This is a genomic window from Cupriavidus sp. 94F1, assembly GCF_057798875.1.
Window position 1 is genome coordinate 295,313 of the sequence record NZ_JBYOJT010000006.1, and the last position, 18,090, is coordinate 313,402.

The following is an 18,090-nucleotide window of genomic DNA, read 5'->3' on the forward strand; positions in this document are numbered from 1 at the left end:
TGATTTAAAAAATCATGGATCAGTCGGTTTTTTCATGTGCGCGCATCGTGACGCCAAGCACCACGAGCGCGCACTGAACGTCGGCGGCCAGGGCGCGATCCTGCAGCGCGGCCAGCGGCCCGAGCGACGCTTCGATCCACGGATGTAGGGTATCTGGCACTGCAACGCCGTGGCCGGACCGGATCTGCGCGCGGAAATGGCGCGCCACGATACCCAGCACGCGACGCACCGGCTTGCGGGCCGCACCGGGCAGCGACGGCAGCGCGCGCTGCAGCGTCACCGTGCAGTAGCCGATCTGCAGTTCGGTGAAGCCATCCGAAGCCAGGCGGCCACCGCCCGCGCCGAGCCGTGGCATCAGTTGCCCCAGGCGGTCCAGCATCCGCGCACCCACGCGCGTGTGGGCGTCGGCGCCTCGCCAGGTGGCCGCCCGCGCCAGATCCTGCCAGCTTGCGCGGATCAGCCGCTGCGCCGCCACGTGCGCACCGAACGGCCGCGCGAGCATGGCCCACAGCGGCGCGAACAGCATCGCGCCGGCATTTGCCAGGTTGGTATTGAACAGGCCGATGAAGTTGGCGTCATAGACGGCCTGCACGTTGGCAAACGACGCGGTATTGACCGACAGCAGCATGGCGATCAGGTTGAAGCCGGGGCGCTGGATCAGCAGCCCAATGCCCAGGTACGGCACTGACAGCATGCCGGCCAGCGTCTCGAACGTCTGCGCATGCGGCACGACGATGAACAGGTAGAACGACGAGATCAGCAGGCAGATCGCGGCCCAGCGGATGAACGATCGCGCCACGGGGCGCGGCTCGTCGATGGTGGCGAAAAAGCAGCAGGCGATGGCCGACACCGCCACCGGCCCGCCGCCATCTTCCCAGCCGGAGAAGATCCACAGCAGGCCGGCGCAGAACACGGCCAGCCCGGCCGATACCGCGCCGAAGACCAGCATGGCGTGGTCGTGGTGGAGCGTGTCGCCTTCGGGCTCGGGATCGCGCCCGGCGTCCCTGCCAGCCGTACCGGTGCCCGCTGGATGGCCCGGCGGCGTGTCTGGCCGGTCCACGATGCGTTGCCGCAGGTCGGCGCAGACGCCCATCAGCACCGTGTGGCGGGTGTGCAGCAGGGCGGCCGCCTGTTCCAGCGCCGCGCGCGGCAGCCGGGGCGCCCTGGCATCGGGCGTTTCGCGCAGCGCCTGCAGCACGCTTTCCAGGCTGGACAATACCGGCATCAGCCGCGACATGCGGCCACGCAGCGCGCGTGCGTGATCCACGGCCTGTCGGCTCTCGATATCGAACGACAGATGGACGATCAGCTGGTCCAGCGCCAGCATATCGGCCGCCAGGCGGTGCCGGCTGGCGGCGGCGCGCGGGTTGGCGGCCACGATATCGCTGGCCCACGCCGCCGCATCGTCCAGCCAGATGCGCGCCCGTTCGCGCAGCGCGGGCGCCACCTTGGCCGGAAACACGATGGCGCCGACCAGGCTCGCGCAAACGATGCCGATCACGATCTCCTCGATGCGCGCCACGGCGATATCGAAGATGTCGGCCGGTTGCATGACGGCGGGCAGCGCGACGATCGGCAAGGTATAGGCCGCCAGCAGGAACACATAGCTGCGCGGCGTGCGCTGCAGCAGCGACAGGTAGACCAGCGCCATGATCCACAGCGCGATGGCGCCCATCAGCACGATCGGCATGCTCACCAGTTGCGGCACGGTGATCACGGCCGCCATCGCGCCGAGTATCGTGCCGGCCACGCGATAGGCGGCCTTGGAGCGCGTGGCGCCCGTGAGCGGGTTCGACACGAAATAGACCGTGGCCATGGCCCAGTACGGGCGCGGCAGGCCGAAAGACAGGGCGATGTAGAGCGCCAGCATCGCGGCAGCGAATGCCTTCAGCGAAAACAGCCACTGTCGGGCATGCGGCCAGCTAGCCATGATGGGGATGCGCCGGGGGTCCGGCAATTGGGGGCGTAGGAGCGGCAGTGTAGTCGGCTCACAGAAATTCCATCCATGATTTAAAATTCGCGGCTTCAGTCGGAATTTTCATGAAAGGCCTGACATGCCCATCGACATCCGCGCGCTGCGTTATTTCGTGGAGACCGCGCGCCTGAAAAGCTTCACCCAGGCGGCATCGTCGCTCTACGTCACGCAATCGACCATCAGCAAGATGGTCAAGCAACTGGAGGACGAGGTCGGCCAGCCGCTGCTGATTCGAGAGGGCAAGTCGGTGCGGCTGACCGACGTGGGCCGGGTGGTGTACGACCGGGGCCAGGAGGCGCTCGGGGTGGTGCATCGGCTCACGCTCGAAGTGGCGGATCTGTCATCGCTGGGGCGCGGTCAGCTCACCGTCGGCATCCCGCCGATGGTCAACCTGTTCTTCTCGCCAGCCGTCAGTGCGTTTCGCAAGCGATATCCCAACCTGCAACTGACCCTGTCCGAGCACGGGGGCCAAGTCGTCGAACAACAAGTGGCGAATGGTGAACTTGAAGTGGGTGCCACGGTCCTGCCCGGCGATACCGGCCTGGCGCTGGAGACGCGCCAGTTCGCAAAATATCCAATTTGGGCCGTCGGCCCGCATCGCGCCGCCTGGGCCAGCAGCCGTACGGTGACGCTGGAGGCCCTGCGCGACGAACCGCTGGTGATGCTGACCGACGAGTTCTCGCTGACGCGCAAGTTGCGGCAGGCGTTTCTGGAAGCCCGCATCGAGCCGCAAGTGGTGGCGCAAAGCGGGCACTGGGACTTCCTGGCATCGATGGCCGCCGCCGGCCTGGGCACGACCTTCCTGCCCGAGCCGCTGCTCAAGCGGCTGGAGACCCGCGACAAACTCGCCGTGGCGCGCCTGACCGAACCCACCATGGACTGGGCCCTGGCCCATATCTGGTCGCCGGGGCGCTACCTGTCCCACGCGGCCCGGGCGTGGCTGCAGGTCTGCGAGGAGGTGATGGGGTAGGCCGCTGGCGGCGGAATCTGTCAGACCCCGACCGATACCTGGCCTGCCGCACAGCCTCTAGGCTTCAGTCAGGAGCCGCATGGGAGTCCTGACGATGCAGCAGAAGGTGGCGGAAAGACGATCGGTCCGGAGCTTTGCGCGATTGCTGCGCGACACCGTCTCGGCATGGCTGGACGACTATGCGCCCAGCATGGGCGCGGCGCTCGCGTACTACACGGTCTTTTCCGTGGCGCCGCTGCTGCTGATCGTGATTGCCATTGCCGGGCTGGTGTATGGCGACGAGGCGGCGCGCGGCGCGGTGGTCGAGCAGTTTGGCGGCCTGGTGGGCGTGGAGGGCGCCAAGGCCATCGAAAGCATGCTGATCTCGCTCAGTTCGCCCGCCAAGGGATCGCTCACGGCGGTGCTCAGTACCGTCACGCTGTTCGTCGGCGCCACCACGGTCTTTGCCGAACTGCAGGATGCCCTGGACCGCATCTGGCGCGTGCCCGAGCGCAAGAAGCCTTCCGGCATCTGGGAACTGCTGCGCGCGCGGGTGCTGTCGTTCGGCATGATCCTGGGCATCGGCTTTCTGCTGATCGTCTCGCTGGTGGCCAGCGCGGCGCTGGCGGCCATCGGCCGGTACTGGACGCCGATGCTGGGCGAGGGTGAGCTGCTGGGGCACCTGCTCGACATGAGCCTGAGTTTTGTGCTGGTGACCGTGGTATTCGCGATGATCTACAAGATCATGCCGCACGCGGCCGTGAAATGGCCCGACGTCTGGCTGGGTGCCGTGGTCACGTCGGTGCTGTTCACGGTGGGCAAGCTGCTGATCGGCCTGTATATCGGCAAGACGGGCGTGGCCACCGGCTACGGCGCGGCCGGGTCCCTGGTGGTGGTGCTGGTCTGGGTGTACTACTCCGCGCAAATCTTCCTGCTGGGGGCGGAATTCACGTGGCTCTATGCCAACCGCTTCGGGTCGCTGCGCGCCAAACCGGAATCGCGCGAGCGTCAGGCTCCCCGGCGGCACGGCGAGGCGCCGCCCTGAATCGCTTCGAAAGGGGGGCTTGCTCGTTGGCCGCGCGGCTTACCGGGCCCGCAGCGCATCCACGATATTGAGCCGCGACGCCCGCAGCGCCGGCAGGAATCCGCCAATCAGGCCCATCGCCATCGAGAACAGCAGCGTCTTGACGATGATGGCCGGCGTCAGCACAAAGCGGAACGACAGGTCGGCAAAGGTCTGGAAGTTGGTGGTGGAAAACGATGCGAACTGCATCAGCGACGCGCAGAGCAGACCGGCGATGCCGCCCACCAGCCCCAGCAGCACCGCCTCGATCAGGAAGGCCATCAGCACGTTGGCGCGCTGGAAGCCCAGCGCACGCAGCGTGCCGATCTCGCCCACGCGGTTGGCCACCGATGCGTACATCGTGATCATGGCGCCGATCATGGCCGCCACCGAGAAGATGGTCGTCAGCGTGAGCCCCAGGATATTGATGAACGCCGACAGCGCCTTGGACTGGTCGCTGTAGAACTGCTGCTCGCGCTTGGCCTCGTTCGCCAGGCGCGGGTCGACGTCGATGTCGGCGCGGAACTTGTCGAAGGCGTCGGTGTTGGCCAGCCGCAGCACCATCGACGAATAGCTGGCGCGGCGGAACGACTGCATGAGCTGGTCCACATCGCCCCAGATCTCGGAATCAAAACCGCTGCCGCCGGCATCGAAATGGCCCACCACGGTCCAGTCGCGCTGGGCAAAGCGCAAGTGATCGCCAATGCGCACGTTGCCGTAGCCCTTGGCGATGCTGCTGCCGACGATGATCTCCGACGACCCCGGCTTGAATACGCGCCCCTCGGTCAGCCGCACCTGCGGCCGCAGCGGCACGCCCAGCGGCGATACGCCCCGGATCACCACGTTCGACGGCGTGGTGTAGCCAGTCTTGGTCAGCGAAATCAGCACCACGGCTTCGCGCGAGGCCATCGGGCGGCCTTCGGGCGTCATGGCGATGGACGGATACATCTCCAGCGCGGCGGCCTGGTCGCGCGTGATCGCGCTCTGGATCTCGGTCTCGGCGCCCTTGCGGATCACCACCACGTTGTCGCGCTCGCCCGTGGTCACCAGCGTCTGCTTCAGCCCGGCATCGAGCATCAGCATCGTCGCGAACACAAAGACCACCAGCGCGAGGCCGCCGGCCGTCAGCGCCGTGGTCAGACGCCGGGCCCAGACGTTGCGGGCGATGTAATGGAGCGGGATGACCATTGGCGCGCGATCCGGTCAGCCGATGGCCCGCAGGCCCTCGACGATGCGCACCCGGGCCGCCTGCACCGCCGGCACGATGGCGGCGGCCAGCCCCACCACCAGCGCACAGCCGGCCTGCATCGCCATGGTCTCGTGCGACACGGTGAACACCGGGAACACCCCGCCCACCGCCTGCTTGAAGAAGCGGGCCGCGGGCGGCGTCAATACCATGCCAAGCGCCCCGCCAAACGCGCTGATGATCATCGATTCGCCAAAAACCAGCAGTGACAGAAAGCCCGGCCCGAAGCCCAGCGCCTTCAGCGTGGCGTACTCGGTGATGCGCTCGCGTGCGCTCATGGCCATGGCATTGGCCATCACGGCCATCACGATGACGATCACCACATAGGACACCACGCGGATCGCCGCGATGATCTGGTTCGACATCGCCACAAAGCCAAGCTGGAAGGCCTGTTCGGTCTCGGTCAGCGTCTCGGCCAGCGAATTCCTGAACACGTTGTCGACGTTGCGCGAGATCGCGGCGGCATTGTCCGGGTTATCGACGCCCAGGATAAAGACGCCCACCTGGTCGGCCTGCCTGGGATTCTTCTTGCGCACGGTTTCGTTCAGGTAGTCCCAGTGGAACACCATCTGGCGCGTGATCGTGCTGTCGTCACGGCCGTCCATGATGCCGCGCACGACGAAATCCCACGTGCCGGCGTAGATCGTGCCCTTGATCGGGATGACGTCGCCAATCTTGAAGCCGTACAGGTCGGCCAGCTGCCGGCCCACCAGCGCCCCGCGGCGGTCGCGCTGGTAGTCGGCGCGCTGTGCGGGCGGGACGATGAACTCGGGGTACAGGTCCAGGTAGTTATCCGAGACGGCGAACTGGGCAAAGAAGTTCTTGGGGTCGCGGTAGACGCCGCCGAACCAGTTCGAGCGCGCCACCTGGGTCACGCCATCGACGCCCTTGATCCGGTACTCGTAGTTGAGCGGCAATGCAAACGTCAGCGAGATGGCGTTGCGGGTCACCAGTCGTGCGTTGGAAGCCGCCGACGCGCCCGCATACCAGGCATCGACCACGGTCTGCAACAGGCCGTAGGCCAGCACCGCGATCACCAGGCCCAGCACGGTCAGCGCCGTGCGCAGCTTGTGGCGCATGGCGTTGCGGGCGATCAGCTTGGGCAGGAACATGGACCGATGCCTCAGGCGCGCCGCTCGCTCTGGAGCAGTTCGCCTTTTTCCAGATGGACCAGCGACCGGGCGGCCTCGGCCGCATGGGCGTCGTGCGTGACCATGATGATGGTCTTGCCCAGGTCACTATTGAGCCGCTGCAGCATGGCAAGGATATCTGTGGCCGAACTACGATCCAGGTCGCCCGTGGGCTCGTCGGCCACGATCAGCGTCGGATCGGTAATCAGCGCCCGGGCGATGGCCACACGCTGCTGCTGCCCGCCAGACAGTTCGGTGGGATAGTGGTCCATGCGGCCGGCCAGCCCGACCATGCCCAGCACCATTTCCACACGCTCGCGCCGCTCGGCGCGGCCCAGCCGCGTCAGCATCAGCGGCAGTTCCACGTTCTCGAAAGCGGTCAGCACCGGCATGAGGTTGTAGAACTGGAAGATGAAACCCACGTGCGCGGCGCGCCAGTCGGCCAGCGAGGCCTCGGGCAGCTCCGAAATATCGACACCGCCCACCAGCAGTTCGCCACTGTCGGGCCGGTCGATGCCGGCAATCAGGTTCAGCAACGTGCTCTTACCGGACCCGGACGGACCCATCAGCGCGATAAAGTCGCCGGCCGCGATGTCCAGCGAGATGTCCGACAGCACCGGCACGGTCTGCGCGCCACGCTGGTACGACTTGGCCAGGTGGCGGATCGAAACCAGCGGGGCGCCGGCGGTTGCTGGGGCGGAAGGGTCGAGCGGCGTGGCCATGGCTTACTTCTTTGTGACGGTGACGCGGGCGCCGTCCGACAGCTTGTCGGCCGGTGCCAGCACCACGGTCTCGCCGGCCTTCACGCCCTGGACGGCCTGCAGTTCGCCAATCTTTGCGCCCCGGGTCACCGGCACCTGCCTGACCTTGCCGTCGGCCACCACGAACACCACGGCCTTGCCGTCACGCTCCACCACGGCCGATGGCTGCACCGCGGTCAGCGGCTTGCTGTCTTCGGGCGGCACCGGCCTGGACAGGAAGGCGATCTTGGCGCTCATGTCGGGCAGCACGCGCTGGTCGCGGTCGACAAAGCGGATCTTGACCAGCACTGTGGCCTTGGACCGGTCCACGGTCGGCACGATGCGCGACACGCGCCCGGCCATGCGCAGGTTGGGCAGCGCATCGAGCAGGATCTCGCAGGGCTGCTCCACCGTGATCTTCGCGATGTTCGATTCTGCGACGTCGGCTTCCACTTCGAGCGTGTCCATGTCCGCGATGGTCACGATCGCGCCCTTGGTGTCGGCGGCGGCCGAGAACGGCGTGATGTTGTCGCCGACGTTGGCGTGCTTGATCAGCACCACCCCGTCGAACGGGGCGCGGATCACGGTCTGCTCGACCGAGACCTCGGCCGCGCGGGCGTTGGCCCTGGCCGACGTGATCGATGCCTGGGCATTGCTGATCGACGCGCGTGCCTTGTTGTAGCGGGCCAGGTCGGCGTCGTACTGCTGCTTCGAGATGGCCTTCGGCTCCAGCAGCATCTCCGACCGCTTCAGGTTGACCTCGGCATCGCGCAGTTCGGCCTGCTGCAACTGCAGGTTGGCTTCGGCCACCTGCACCTGCGCGCGCGCCTGGGCGGCCGAAGCCGCCACGTCGCGGCTTTCCACACGGGCGATGATCTCGTCTTTCTTGACGCGCGAGCCTTCCAGCACGCCCAGCCATTCGAGCCGGCCCTGAGCCTTGGAGGCCACCGCGGCCTTGCGCTGGGGTACGACGTAACCCGTGGCGTTCAGCAGCGTGTAGTTCTGGGAAGGGTAGGCCGCCGTGATCGTGGTGGTCTCCACAGGCTGCGGGCCCGCCAGCCGGGCGCCCACGCCAATCACCACCAGCAGGATCGCCGCGATGATCGCGTAGCGCACCCAGCGGCGGCGCCGGCGTGGCGCGGGCGCCATGGCACTGCGGTCGATTTTCAGCTTGCTCAGGTCTTGATCAGCCAATTTGGGAACCGTTTGGTTGCGGTATGCAGAAAAAGGCTCCCAGTATAGCGATTGTGCAAGGGGGTAAAGCGCCTGAAAGAACGTCCACCGGACGCCGTTACAGCAGCTTGCCCGGATTCATGATGCCGCTGGGGTCGAACACCTGCTTGATGGCGCGCATCAGCCGCAGTTCCAGCGGATCTTTCAGGGCCAGGAAGGCGTCGCGCTTGAGCTGGCCAATGCCGTGCTCGGCGCTGATGCTGCCGTTGTAGCGTGCCACTTCCTCCATCACCTCGTCGCTGACGGCCTTGCCGTCGCCGAGTGCCCATTTCGGGTCCGCGCCAAGCGGGCGCGACAGGTTGTAGTGCAGGTTGCCATCCCCGAAATGGCCGAAGATGAACGGCCGGATGCCCGGGTACCGCGCCAGCAGGCGGGCTTCCATCGATGCCATGAAGGCCGGAATGCTTTCGATCGGCAGCGATACGTCGTGCTTCAGGTGCAGGCCGTCGGCGCGCTGCGCCTCGGAGATTTCCTCGCGCAGGCGCCACAGGCCCTGCAGCTGGGCCAGCGACGCGGAAACGGCCGCGTCCCGGCACAGGCCCTGTTCCAGCGCATCGCCAATGACCGATTCCAGTAGCGCGTTCAGCACGTCTTCGGACGCCGTATCGGCAATTTCCAGCAGCACATAGGCCGGATGGCGCTCGGCAAATGGCGCCTGGACGTTTTCGGCGTGGGTCAGCACCAGGTCCAGGCAGGCGCCGGTGAAGAACTCGTAAGCCTGCAGCCGGGCACCGCAGCGGGCGAACAGCAGCGCATACAGTTCCAGCGCCTGTTGCGACGATTCCACGGCGGCCAGCACCACGGCGCGCGAATCGGCGCGGGGCGACAGACGCAGCGCGGCGGCCGTGATGATGCCGAGCGTGCCCTCCGATCCAATCAGCAGCTGCTTGAGGTCGTAGCCGGTGTTGTCCTTGCGCAACGTGCGCAGGCCGTGAAAGACTTCGCCGCTGGGCAGCACCGCTTCCACGCCCAGCACCAGTTCGCGCGTCATGCCATAGCGCACCACGTTGACGCCGCCGGCGTTGGTGGCCAGGTTGCCGCCGATCTGGCACGAATCCTCGGCCGCCAGCGACAGCGGGAACAGGCGGTCGTTTTCCTCGGCGGCGCGGCGCAGGTTGCCCAGGATGCAGCCCGCTTCGGCCACCATGGTGTTGGCGATGGTGTCGATCGAGCGGATCTTGTCCATGCGATCCAGGCTGATCACCACGTTGGCGGGACTGTTGCCGGGCGCCGCGCCGCCGCACAGGCCGGTGTTGCCGCCGCGCGGCACCACCGGCACGCCCGACTGCTGGCACAGCGCCACCGCCTGCGCCACCTGTTCGGTCGTGCGCGGCCGCACCACGGCCTGCGCGTGGCCCTTGTACAGGCCGCGCCAATCGGACAGCCAGGGCGCCACGTCATCGGGCGCGGTGGCAACCACCTCTGGGCCAAGGGCTTCGGTCAGGCGTTGGGCGAATGCGGTATCGAACATGATCGGCAATGGAAGCGAAATGGAGAAATTACGATTGGCGCAGCGGCAGGCCCAGGCGGCCCGCGGCATTGCGCAGGTGTTCGGTGGCGCGCTGGCGGGCCAGTTCGGCGTCGCGCGCGCGGATGGCGTCGAAGATCGCCACGTGTTCGCCGTGCACCTGCCGCGGCAGGCCCGGCTGGCGGCTGGAATTGACGCGGGCGGCGCGCACGGCGTGGTGAAGCTGCAGGTTCATGTACTGCAGCAATTGAAGGTAATACGGGTTGTGCGTGGCGGTGGCGATGGCGATATGGAACTGGATGTCGGGTTCCACGCCATGGTCGGGATCGTCGATATGCGCGGCGATTGTCTGGAGCAGGGCGCCCATCCGCGTCACGTCCGCCTCGGTGCGATGCCGGGCGGCCATGGCCGCCGCCGCGCTTTCCAGGTCGATCCGCAACTCGAAAATCGCGGCCAGGTCGGTGGCGTCGGCACTGCCAGCCAGGCGGAATCCGCTGTCGCTGACACGCGATCGCACGGTGCTGCCCAGGCCCTGGCGGCTCTCGATCATCCCTTGCGAACGCAAGTGTTCAGTGACCTCGCGGATGACGGCGGCGCTGACGCCATAACGCTCCGATAGCTGCTTGCCCGTGGGCAGCCGCGCCCCGACGGGAAATGTCCCGTCGGCGATCTCGCCGCGCAACTGCTGGATGACGCGCTCGGTCAAGGTGATGGGCCGTGTCTGCATAGGCCAGCACCTTACGCTCTTCTGGTTATATGAAAACCAGGTATTTACCCTTATGTGGGCGCGTCGAGGTGCGGCGGCAGCGGGCGGGCGAGGGGCGGCCTGAAGCTTTCTCCTCTCTCCCGCATGGGCATGTACAGGCCGGGAGAGCGAGAGACAACCCGGGGATTTACATCCCCGGCGGCGGGTTCAGCGGAATCTGGTTGCGCAGGCTCAGGTTCATCACGTTCCAGGCGCGGATGGCGGCCACGGTATAGCAAAGCTGGGCGATGTCTTCCTCGCTGAAGTGTTCGCGCAGTGCCAGATAGGCGGCGTCCGTATCGTCGCGAAGGGGCAGGGCGTTCATGGCCTCGGCCCAGCCCAGCGCGGCGCGCTCGCGGGCATCGAAGAACGGGGCCTCGCGCCAGCCGGCGATGGCGTTCAGATGGCGGGGGTCAACGCCTTGCTTGATCAGGTCGCGCCAGTGCATATCGATGCAGAGGCCGCAGCCGTTCAGTTGCGATACGCGCAACTGGACCATTTCGACCAACCGTTCGCCAAGCGAACTTTTCTTGCACGATTGCGACAGTGCGATCAAGGCCTTCTGGCTGGCCTGGGCAAGGGGGAAGAAGTTGAGGCGTGCAGACATGCGGTTCTCCAATTCGTCAGAATTTGTCGGATTCAGGAAGACGGACGCGGCAATTCGCATCCGTTTGTCCATAAGACGAACGGCGAGGCGCAGTTGTGACAGGTTTTCCGAAAATCTTTCTGTTGCCGGCGCGTCGGCCGGCGGTCAGAGCTTGCCTTCGATCGCCTTGCGCTCGCGCCACATCTCCTGCACGAACGGGTCGGTGATGCCATACAGCCCGTGGCCCTTGCGCATGATCAGGTTGGTGGCCATCAGTTCATTGACCACCGGCTGCGCCTCTTCCACCTTGACCTCCCGGCCGATGGCCTTCGAGTAGGCCGCGGCGGCATCGGCCGAGAACAGCCCGCGCGCATCGCCGTCGGCCGAGGCAATCCGGTCGAAGATGGCCGTGGCCAGGCCGCCCAGTTGTTCCAGCTTCATCAGTTCGATATCGGCGGCGGTCGAGCGCAGCGTGTTGGCAATCACGGGCAGGTGTTCGTCGGGATCGCTGCCGGGCGGCAGGTGGAAATGCAGCTGGCGCAGCGCCTTGATCATTTCCTCGGGCCGGTTGCCCAGCGTCTGGAACGCCTTGACGGCCACCTCCAACGAAGGCTGGGCGGTAAAGCCCTCGGCGGACAGCCGTTCCAGCAGGTAGGCCACGTATTCCTTGTCCAGCACCGGATAGGCCACCGACGTGGCGCCCGTGAACGCCTGGTTGCGGCGCGCCGTCAGCTCCCCGACCAGCGCGCGGTGCGACCCCGTGCCGACGAACAGGAAGTGCCCGGACGTGTTCGGCCGGGGATTGATGGCGTCACGCGCGGCTTTCAGCGCCAGCAGCATCTGGTTGCCTTCCTCGGACGTGATGGCGTGCTGCACTTCATCGACAATCAGCACCACATCGGTTCGGCCCTGGTCCACCACCTCTTTCAGCGCCTGGGCCAGCGTGGCGCCGCCGGGCTCGCCCAGCGTGTCCAGCTTGAACCCGAACTTGAAGCCGAGCGCCCCGATATCGGCGCCGGCCAGCCGCCGTAGCTTGCGCACGGCGGCGGCGGGCAGCGATTCCAGTTCGGACAGCTTTTCGCGGATGGCGTCGCGGATCAGGGTGGCGGGGCTGCGCTGGGTATCGCTCCACAGATCGACGTAGATCACGATGGCGCCCAAGTCTTCCAGCGCCGGTATCAGGTCGTTGACCAGGAACGTGGTCTTGCCGATGCGCCGCAGGCCCGACAGGAACAGGCCGGAACGTAGCCCTTCGTCCAGCACGCTCGGATGCAGCAACTGCCGCGCCATCTGGCGGGCAAGCTCTGGACGCTTGAAGACGTAGGTCATGGCGGGTTTGGTCTGAATTATTGGATTCCCATAATTATAGGGTTTTTATAAATCGAAATAAAAGCTTAAGACCGGGATCTGCGTGTTTGAAGTGGACAAGAAGGCATTTGCGCACGTGCTTCCGGTGGCAGAATGGCACTTTGCCGCGATCCCGGGGCCTCCCATGCAACTTTCACCCGCTATCCCAATCCTGCGCATCTTCTCGGTCGACAAGGCGAAAGAGTTCTATCTCGACTTCCTTGGCTTCACGCTGGACTGGGAACACCGGTTTGGCGACGACTTCCCGCTCTATGCCCAGGTCTCGCGGTCCGGGCTGACGCTGCATCTCAGCGAGCACCACGGCGACGCCACGCCGGGGTCAGCCATCTTCGTGCCGATCGACGACGTGGATGCGCTCCACCGGGAACTGACCGCGCGGCAGTACCGCTATGCCAGGCCCGGCGTGGAAGACGCCGGTTGGGGCCGCCAGCTGCAGGTCAAGGACCCGTTCGGCAACCGGCTCTGCTTCTGCCAGCAGACGGCGTAGCAGGCATCAATCGGCCGGCAGGATCGACGGATTCCACACCACTTCCCAGAGATTGCCGTCCGGGTCCTGGAAGTAGCCGGCGTAGCCGCCATAGAACGTATCCTGGGCCGGCTTGACGATGGTCCCGCCCGCGCGTTCCACCTGCGCCATCACCTGGTCCACCTCGCCCTTGCTGGACACGTTGTGGCCGATCGAGAAGCCGGTGGGGCAGGGCGCGCTGGGGGGCAGCCCGGTATCCCAGGCCAGATTGTCGCGTGCCCAGAGCGCCAGCTTCAGGCCGGCCTGCAGGTCGAAAAAGGCCACCGCGCCGTGTTCGAATTCCTTGCCGACAATGCCCGGCGTGGCCAGGCCAAGGCCATCGCGATAGAAGCCCACCGCGCGTTCGAGGTCGGTCACGCCGAGCGTCAGCACCGAGATGCGGGGTTTCATGGGGTCTCCTTGATGGGCGATGGCACGGGCGATGGCACGGCGGCGACATCGTCCAGGCGTATGTCGCGCAGCGATGCGGTGGCCTTGGCGATGGCGCGCGACAGCCGCGCGATTTCGTTCAGATGTTCGATCATGTCGTTGGCCAGCCGGAAGTTGGCCACGTCTTCGGGGCTGCGCAGATGCAGTTCGGCCATGATGGCCTGCCGGGCGGTGGCGGCCATGGATTCCAGCGCCGGCTTGGCCGCCACGATGCGGGCCACGGCGTCGATATCGGGATGCACCACCGTATTCACCGCGCTTTCCAGCTGGGCGATGACGGCCGACGCAAATGCCATGGCATCGGCATTGCGCAGGCGGTCCAGGCGCTCGGTGGCGGCGCCCTGCGACAGCCGGCGCTGGCTCAGCGCCAGCATGCTCGTGGTAGCCACTTCGCGGATGGCATCGAGCGTGGCCGCGATGCGGGTCAGACCCACCATCTGGTGGCTTTCGTCCTCGCTGTCGTTGCCATCGGACAACTGGCCGATATAGCCGAGAATGGCCGTGCTCAGCGATTCCGCTGACTGGTCCTGCCCGGCGATGGCCACCGCGTCCTGCGCCGTGCCGCGTACGGCGATATCGGCGCCACGCTCCACCAGCCCCTGCACCTGCCGGCCCAGGCTGGCCAGTTCCAGTTGCACGCGCGCGATACCCAGCGCGGGCATGTCGAGCAGCGTGTCATCGAGGTAGCGCGGCACGCCCGGGTCGTGCAGCGTCTTGCGCGTGGCCGGCGCGATGCGCTGGGCCAGCCGGCCGATGGGCCCCGTGAACCAGATCAGGATGGCCGTGCTGAACAGGCTGAAGATGGTATGGGCATTGGCGGCCTGGCGCGGCGTTTCGGCGGCCAGCCGCGCCGCCCCGGTCAGCGCGGGCGCGCTCGGCGACACCATCCGCACCAGCTCCGCGAACTGCGGAATGATGAACGCAAAGAACAGCACGCCGAGCACATTGAACAGCAGATGGACGATGCCCACCTGCGTGGCCTCGGCATTCTTGCCGATGGCCGCCAGCAGTGCCGTGCCGCAGGTGCCGACATTGGCGCCCAGGATCAGCGCGATGCCCGATTCCAGCGGAATCAGCCCCTGGCTGCCCAGCGCGATCACAATGGCCAGCGTGGCGGCCGAACTCTGCACGATGGCCGTGAATACCGCGCCGATCACGATGCCCAGCAGCGGGTTGCGCATGTCCTGCATCGCGGCGATGAATGGCTCGAAATTGCGCAGCGGCCGGGTGGCGTTGCCCATGAACTCGATGCCCAGGAACAGCAGCCCCAGGCCCAGCAGCACGCCGCCCAGCTGGCGCAACAGTTCGCGCTTTGCAAAACCATGCAGCAGGAAGCCCAGCGCCAGCAGGAACGGCGTGATCGCGGAAATATTGAAGGCGATGATCTGGGCGGTCAGCGTGGAGCCGATATTGGCGCCCATGATGACCGGGATCGACTGCGCCAGCGTCATCAGCCCCGCCGAGACAAAGCCGACCAGCAGGACCGTGGTGATGGTGGACGAATTGAGCAGCGCGGTGATGCCCGCTCCGGCCAGCACGCCGCGCCAGCGGCTGGCCGTCAGCGTGCCAAGCAGCGACTGCAGCCGCGCCCCGGCAATAGCCTTGAGGCCGCCTGTCATGCAATCGAGTCCGTACAGGAACAGGGCCAGCCCGCCCACCAGCAGGCCGACGATTTCAAGCAGGTTCAGCGACGCACCAGGCTGCATGGCGATAGACCTATCGGGACGGCGAAGCCGCCGTAGTTGGCCGCTATTGTAGGCCGCTATCGGCTGAATCTGCCGGCCACGCCGCAGCGGGGCCGAACCCGGGTCGCCGGCCCTCGTTGCGCGCCATCGCCACGGCTACAATGCGTCCTCGCCCCAGCCACCTTATGTCCGCCCATGCCTCCAGCCGCTCGCACTTTGCGTTGCCTTGCCATCCTTCCTCCGCTGTGGGCCGGACTGTCCGCGCTGGCGATTGCCGGGTCGGCACAGGCGGCACAGGCGGCCGATGCCGATGCCATCCAACGGGCTGTCGATGCGGCGGTGCAGCCGGTCATGGCCCAGTACCAGGTGCCGGGCATGGCTGTGGCGATTACCGCCGGCGGCCAGCACCGGATCTTCAACTATGGCGTGGCCTCGCGGCAGGGCAACCGGCCCGTTACCGACGACACGCTTTTCGAGATCGGATCGGTCAGCAAGACCTTTACGGCCACGCTGGCAGCCTGGGCGCAAGCGCGCGGCGTGCTCTCGCTCGATGACAAGGCCACCCGCTACCTGCCAAGGCTTGCCGGCAGCGCGTTCGACCGTATCAGCCTGCTGGAACTGGGCACGTACACGGCGGGCGGGCTGCCACTGCAGGTGCCGGACGCCGTCAATACCATGCCGCAGATGATCGAATGGCTGCGCCGCTGGCAGCCCGACGCCGCACCGGGCACGCAGCGGCGCTATTCGAACGTCAGCGTCGGCCTGTTCGGCCTGGCGGCCGCCCAGGCGCTGGACGCCTCGTTCGACAGCGCGATGGCGCGGCAACTGATTCCGAAGCTCGGCCTGACCCATTCGTGGGTGCAGGTGCCCCGCGCGCAGATGGTCCACTACGCATGGGGCTACCGCGACGACAAGCCCGTGCGCGCGTCGGCCGGCGTGTTCGATGGGCAGGCCTACGGCATCAAGACCACCGCCGCCGACATGATCCGCTACGTGGAGCTGAACATCGATGGGCAGGCTGTCTCCGACGCCGCCCTGCGCCAGGCGCTGGCCGCCACCCATGCGGGCTACTTCCGGGTGGGCGGGATGACGCAGGGACTGGGCTGGGAACGCTATGGCTGGCCGGTATCGCTGGATGTGCTGCAGGCCGGCAACGACGCGCGCATGGTGCGCGACGCCCAGGCCGTGCAGCGCATCGATCCGCCGCAACCGGCGCCGGCCGACGTCCTGATCAACAAGACTGGCTCGACCAATGGGTTTGGCGCCTATGTGGCATTCGTGCCGGGGCGGCGGATCGGCGTGGTGATGCTGGCCAACCGCAATCTGCCGATCCCCGCGCGAGTACAGGCCGCCTACGCGATCCTGCAGGCGCTGGACGGAGCCGGAGCGGCCGGGATCGGGTCCGCGCCGCAGGGCCGGTAAGTCGGGGCTGGCGGCTGGCCGTCAAAAAAAGAACCCGCCTGACGCGAATCAGGCGGGCTTGCAGGGGGAGGTTAAACAGGACGGGTCAGGTCCTGCGATGAAGCTTAGAGTGAGGCACATGCACAAGCTGTAGGCGTTTGTCTGATTTTGCATTTCTGGCAGTTTGGCCCCGCGTTCAGGCCCGGAATGCAGGCCGTGCATGGCTTCCCCCGCATCGCGGTATCGCGCTGGCAATTTGGCGGGCCACACGCTACGATGCGTTTTTATGCAACCAGTTGCATAAGTTATCCGAAGATTGCCCATCCCCATCTTTGCCACCCAAGGAGACCTGCATGGACGTTCAAGGCCTGAACCCCGCCGCGCAACAGACGCTGGCTGCCTGGCACGCGTTGCTGGCGCGCAATGCCATGGAAGAACTGGACCCGCTGCTGTCGGACCGCATCGTATTTCGCTCGCCTGTGGCGCATACGCCATATCCGGGGCGTGCGGCGATCAAGCTGGTGCTGAAGACGGTGAACACGGTGTTCCACAACTTCACCTACCACCGCATGTTTGCCACGGACGATGGCAAGAGCGCCGTGCTGGAATTCAGTGCCGAGGTCGATGGCAAGGCGCTGAAAGGCATCGACATGCTGCGGTTTGACGAGGCCGGCAAGATCGAGGAGTTCGAGGTCATGGTGCGGCCGATGTCCGGCCTGCATGCGCTGGCCGAAGCCATGGGCGCCCGGCTGGCCGCCCAGAAGGCCGTGCTGGCCGGCGCGGAGTAGTCTTCAGCCCACAGCCCACAGCCCTCAGCCCTCAGCCCGCCACCTTCCGTCCGGCCGCGCCCTTGGTCAGGAAGATGGCGGATGGCGGAGGTCGAGCGTGACCACGCGCAGCGTGGCGTCGTCGGGGCAGACCGTATCCGCGAAGCCAAGACGGTGCGCCAGCCCCCGCATGCCGCGATTGGCCGACAGCACATAGCCCTCCATCGTGCCGAACCCGGCCGCCCGCGCCAGTGCGATCAGCGTCTGCATCAACAGGCTGCCCAGGCCCGAGGATTGCCAGCCGTCGAGCACGGTCACGGCGAACTCGCACGCATCGCGCCCCGGCAGCGCCACGTAGCGCGCACCGCCCACCAGATGCCCGCTCTCGGCGGTGCCCGCCACGGCGGTCAGCGTGCAGTCTTGCCCCGGCACCGGGTGAACCACATCGTCGAGCAGCGCCTCGGGCAGGTCGTGCATGGCGGCCATGAAGCGTGTGTAGCGGGAATCGTCGGACAGCAGCGAGAACGCTTCGACAATGCCCGCCTTGTCGTCTTCGCGGATCTTGCGCACCACCACCGGCTGGCCGTTGCGCAGGCTGGCGTGCAGGGGCAGTTGGGGCAGGGCGGCTGTCGTCGGACTGGCGTCGGTCGGCATGGAGGGTCCGGGAAGATGGGGGATGGACGGTGATGTCATGGTAGGCAACCCGGCGCGAAGCCGCCAAGGGCGCCGGCCCCGCAGTGCTTCCACCGGGCCGCATTGGCGAAATCCCCAAGCCAGAT

The 18,090-nt window shown here is 66.6% G+C and carries 17 protein-coding genes; 5 read left to right on the top strand and 12 right to left on the bottom strand.

Features of this window, described 5'->3' with window-relative positions; translation table 11 throughout:
- Positions 1 to 19 precede the first annotated feature (19 nt).
- The gene (locus tag AC3FJ6_RS17385; protein ID WP_488773002.1) at positions 20 to 1,930 is read right to left on the bottom strand and encodes an FUSC family protein; all 1,911 of its coding nucleotides are present in this window, start codon (positions 1,928 to 1,930) and stop codon (positions 20 to 22) included.
- 124 nt (positions 1,931 to 2,054) lie between these two features.
- Between AC3FJ6_RS17385 and AC3FJ6_RS17390 the strand changes: the two genes are divergently transcribed.
- The gene (locus AC3FJ6_RS17390) at positions 2,055 to 2,945 is read left to right on the top strand and encodes a LysR family transcriptional regulator (protein ID WP_488773003.1); all 891 of its coding nucleotides are present in this window, start codon (positions 2,055 to 2,057) and stop codon (positions 2,943 to 2,945) included.
- Between the two features lie 79 nt (positions 2,946 to 3,024).
- Positions 3,025 to 3,969 (top strand): YihY/virulence factor BrkB family protein, encoded by a 945-nt coding sequence (locus AC3FJ6_RS17395; protein WP_488773004.1) that lies wholly within the window; start codon positions 3,025 to 3,027, stop codon positions 3,967 to 3,969.
- Positions 3,970 to 4,008: 39 nt separating this feature from the next.
- On the opposite strand, the gene AC3FJ6_RS17400 is transcribed toward AC3FJ6_RS17395, so the two are convergent.
- The 8 genes from AC3FJ6_RS17400 to AC3FJ6_RS17435 all read right to left on the bottom strand — a co-directional run bounded on the left by AC3FJ6_RS17400 (position 4,009) and on the right by AC3FJ6_RS17435 (position 12,464).
- Positions 4,009 to 5,175, bottom strand: coding sequence for an ABC transporter permease (locus AC3FJ6_RS17400; protein ID WP_400394300.1), 1,167 nt, complete (start codon positions 5,173 to 5,175; stop codon positions 4,009 to 4,011).
- A gap of 15 nt (positions 5,176 to 5,190) precedes the next feature.
- Positions 5,191 to 6,345, bottom strand: coding sequence for an ABC transporter permease (locus AC3FJ6_RS17405; RefSeq protein ID WP_488773005.1), 1,155 nt, complete (start codon positions 6,343 to 6,345; stop codon positions 5,191 to 5,193).
- 11 nt (positions 6,346 to 6,356) lie between these two features.
- The gene (locus AC3FJ6_RS17410) at positions 6,357 to 7,085 is read right to left on the bottom strand and encodes an ABC transporter ATP-binding protein (protein ID WP_488773006.1); all 729 of its coding nucleotides are present in this window, start codon (positions 7,083 to 7,085) and stop codon (positions 6,357 to 6,359) included.
- Positions 7,086 to 7,088: 3 nt separating this feature from the next.
- Positions 7,089 to 8,297: an efflux RND transporter periplasmic adaptor subunit gene (locus AC3FJ6_RS17415; RefSeq protein ID WP_488773007.1), complete on the bottom strand. Its 1,209-nt coding sequence runs from the start codon at positions 8,295 to 8,297 to the stop codon at positions 7,089 to 7,091.
- 97 nt (positions 8,298 to 8,394) lie between these two features.
- Complete coding sequence (locus tag AC3FJ6_RS17420; RefSeq protein ID WP_488773008.1) at positions 8,395 to 9,807, bottom strand: FAD-binding oxidoreductase; 1,413 nt, start codon at positions 9,805 to 9,807, stop codon at positions 8,395 to 8,397.
- 28 nt (positions 9,808 to 9,835) lie between these two features.
- Positions 9,836 to 10,531, bottom strand: a complete 696-nt coding sequence (locus AC3FJ6_RS17425) for a FadR/GntR family transcriptional regulator (protein WP_153950151.1) — start codon at positions 10,529 to 10,531, stop codon at positions 9,836 to 9,838.
- Between the two features lie 166 nt (positions 10,532 to 10,697).
- On the bottom strand, positions 10,698 to 11,156 hold the full coding sequence (locus tag AC3FJ6_RS17430) for a carboxymuconolactone decarboxylase family protein (protein ID WP_488773009.1): 459 nt from the start codon (positions 11,154 to 11,156) through the stop codon (positions 10,698 to 10,700).
- 144 nt (positions 11,157 to 11,300) lie between these two features.
- Positions 11,301 to 12,464: an ATP-binding protein gene (locus AC3FJ6_RS17435; protein ID WP_488773010.1), complete on the bottom strand. Its 1,164-nt coding sequence runs from the start codon at positions 12,462 to 12,464 to the stop codon at positions 11,301 to 11,303.
- A gap of 163 nt (positions 12,465 to 12,627) precedes the next feature.
- Here AC3FJ6_RS17435 and AC3FJ6_RS17440 point away from each other — a divergent pair, with 163 nt between their 5' ends.
- Positions 12,628 to 12,990 (top strand): glyoxalase superfamily protein, encoded by a 363-nt coding sequence (locus AC3FJ6_RS17440; RefSeq protein ID WP_488773011.1) that lies wholly within the window; start codon positions 12,628 to 12,630, stop codon positions 12,988 to 12,990.
- A gap of 6 nt (positions 12,991 to 12,996) precedes the next feature.
- Here AC3FJ6_RS17440 and AC3FJ6_RS17445 read toward each other — a convergent pair whose 3' ends face one another.
- Together AC3FJ6_RS17445 and AC3FJ6_RS17450 are read right to left on the bottom strand one after the other, a co-directional pair.
- Positions 12,997 to 13,419, bottom strand: coding sequence for a VOC family protein (locus AC3FJ6_RS17445; RefSeq protein WP_488773012.1), 423 nt, complete (start codon positions 13,417 to 13,419; stop codon positions 12,997 to 12,999).
- Entirely contained in the window at positions 13,416 to 15,164 is a 1,749-nt protein-coding gene (locus AC3FJ6_RS17450; RefSeq protein ID WP_488773013.1) for a Na/Pi cotransporter family protein, read from the bottom strand. Before AC3FJ6_RS17450 ends, AC3FJ6_RS17445 begins: the two co-directional genes overlap by 4 nt.
- A gap of 174 nt (positions 15,165 to 15,338) precedes the next feature.
- Here AC3FJ6_RS17450 and ampC point away from each other — a divergent pair, with 174 nt between their 5' ends.
- The gene (gene ampC, locus AC3FJ6_RS17455; protein WP_488773014.1) at positions 15,339 to 16,565 is read left to right on the top strand and encodes a class C beta-lactamase; all 1,227 of its coding nucleotides are present in this window, start codon (positions 15,339 to 15,341) and stop codon (positions 16,563 to 16,565) included.
- 332 nt (positions 16,566 to 16,897) lie between these two features.
- Positions 16,898 to 17,332 carry a nuclear transport factor 2 family protein gene (locus tag AC3FJ6_RS17460; protein ID WP_488773015.1) on the top strand — a complete coding sequence of 145 codons (435 nt, stop codon included), beginning with the start codon at positions 16,898 to 16,900 and terminating at the stop codon, positions 17,330 to 17,332.
- Positions 17,333 to 17,398: 66 nt separating this feature from the next.
- Here the strand turns inward: AC3FJ6_RS17460 and AC3FJ6_RS17465 are convergent, their stop codons facing one another.
- Positions 17,399 to 17,965, bottom strand: coding sequence for a GNAT family N-acetyltransferase (locus tag AC3FJ6_RS17465; RefSeq protein ID WP_488773016.1), 567 nt, complete (start codon positions 17,963 to 17,965; stop codon positions 17,399 to 17,401).
- Positions 17,966 to 18,090 lie beyond the last annotated feature (125 nt).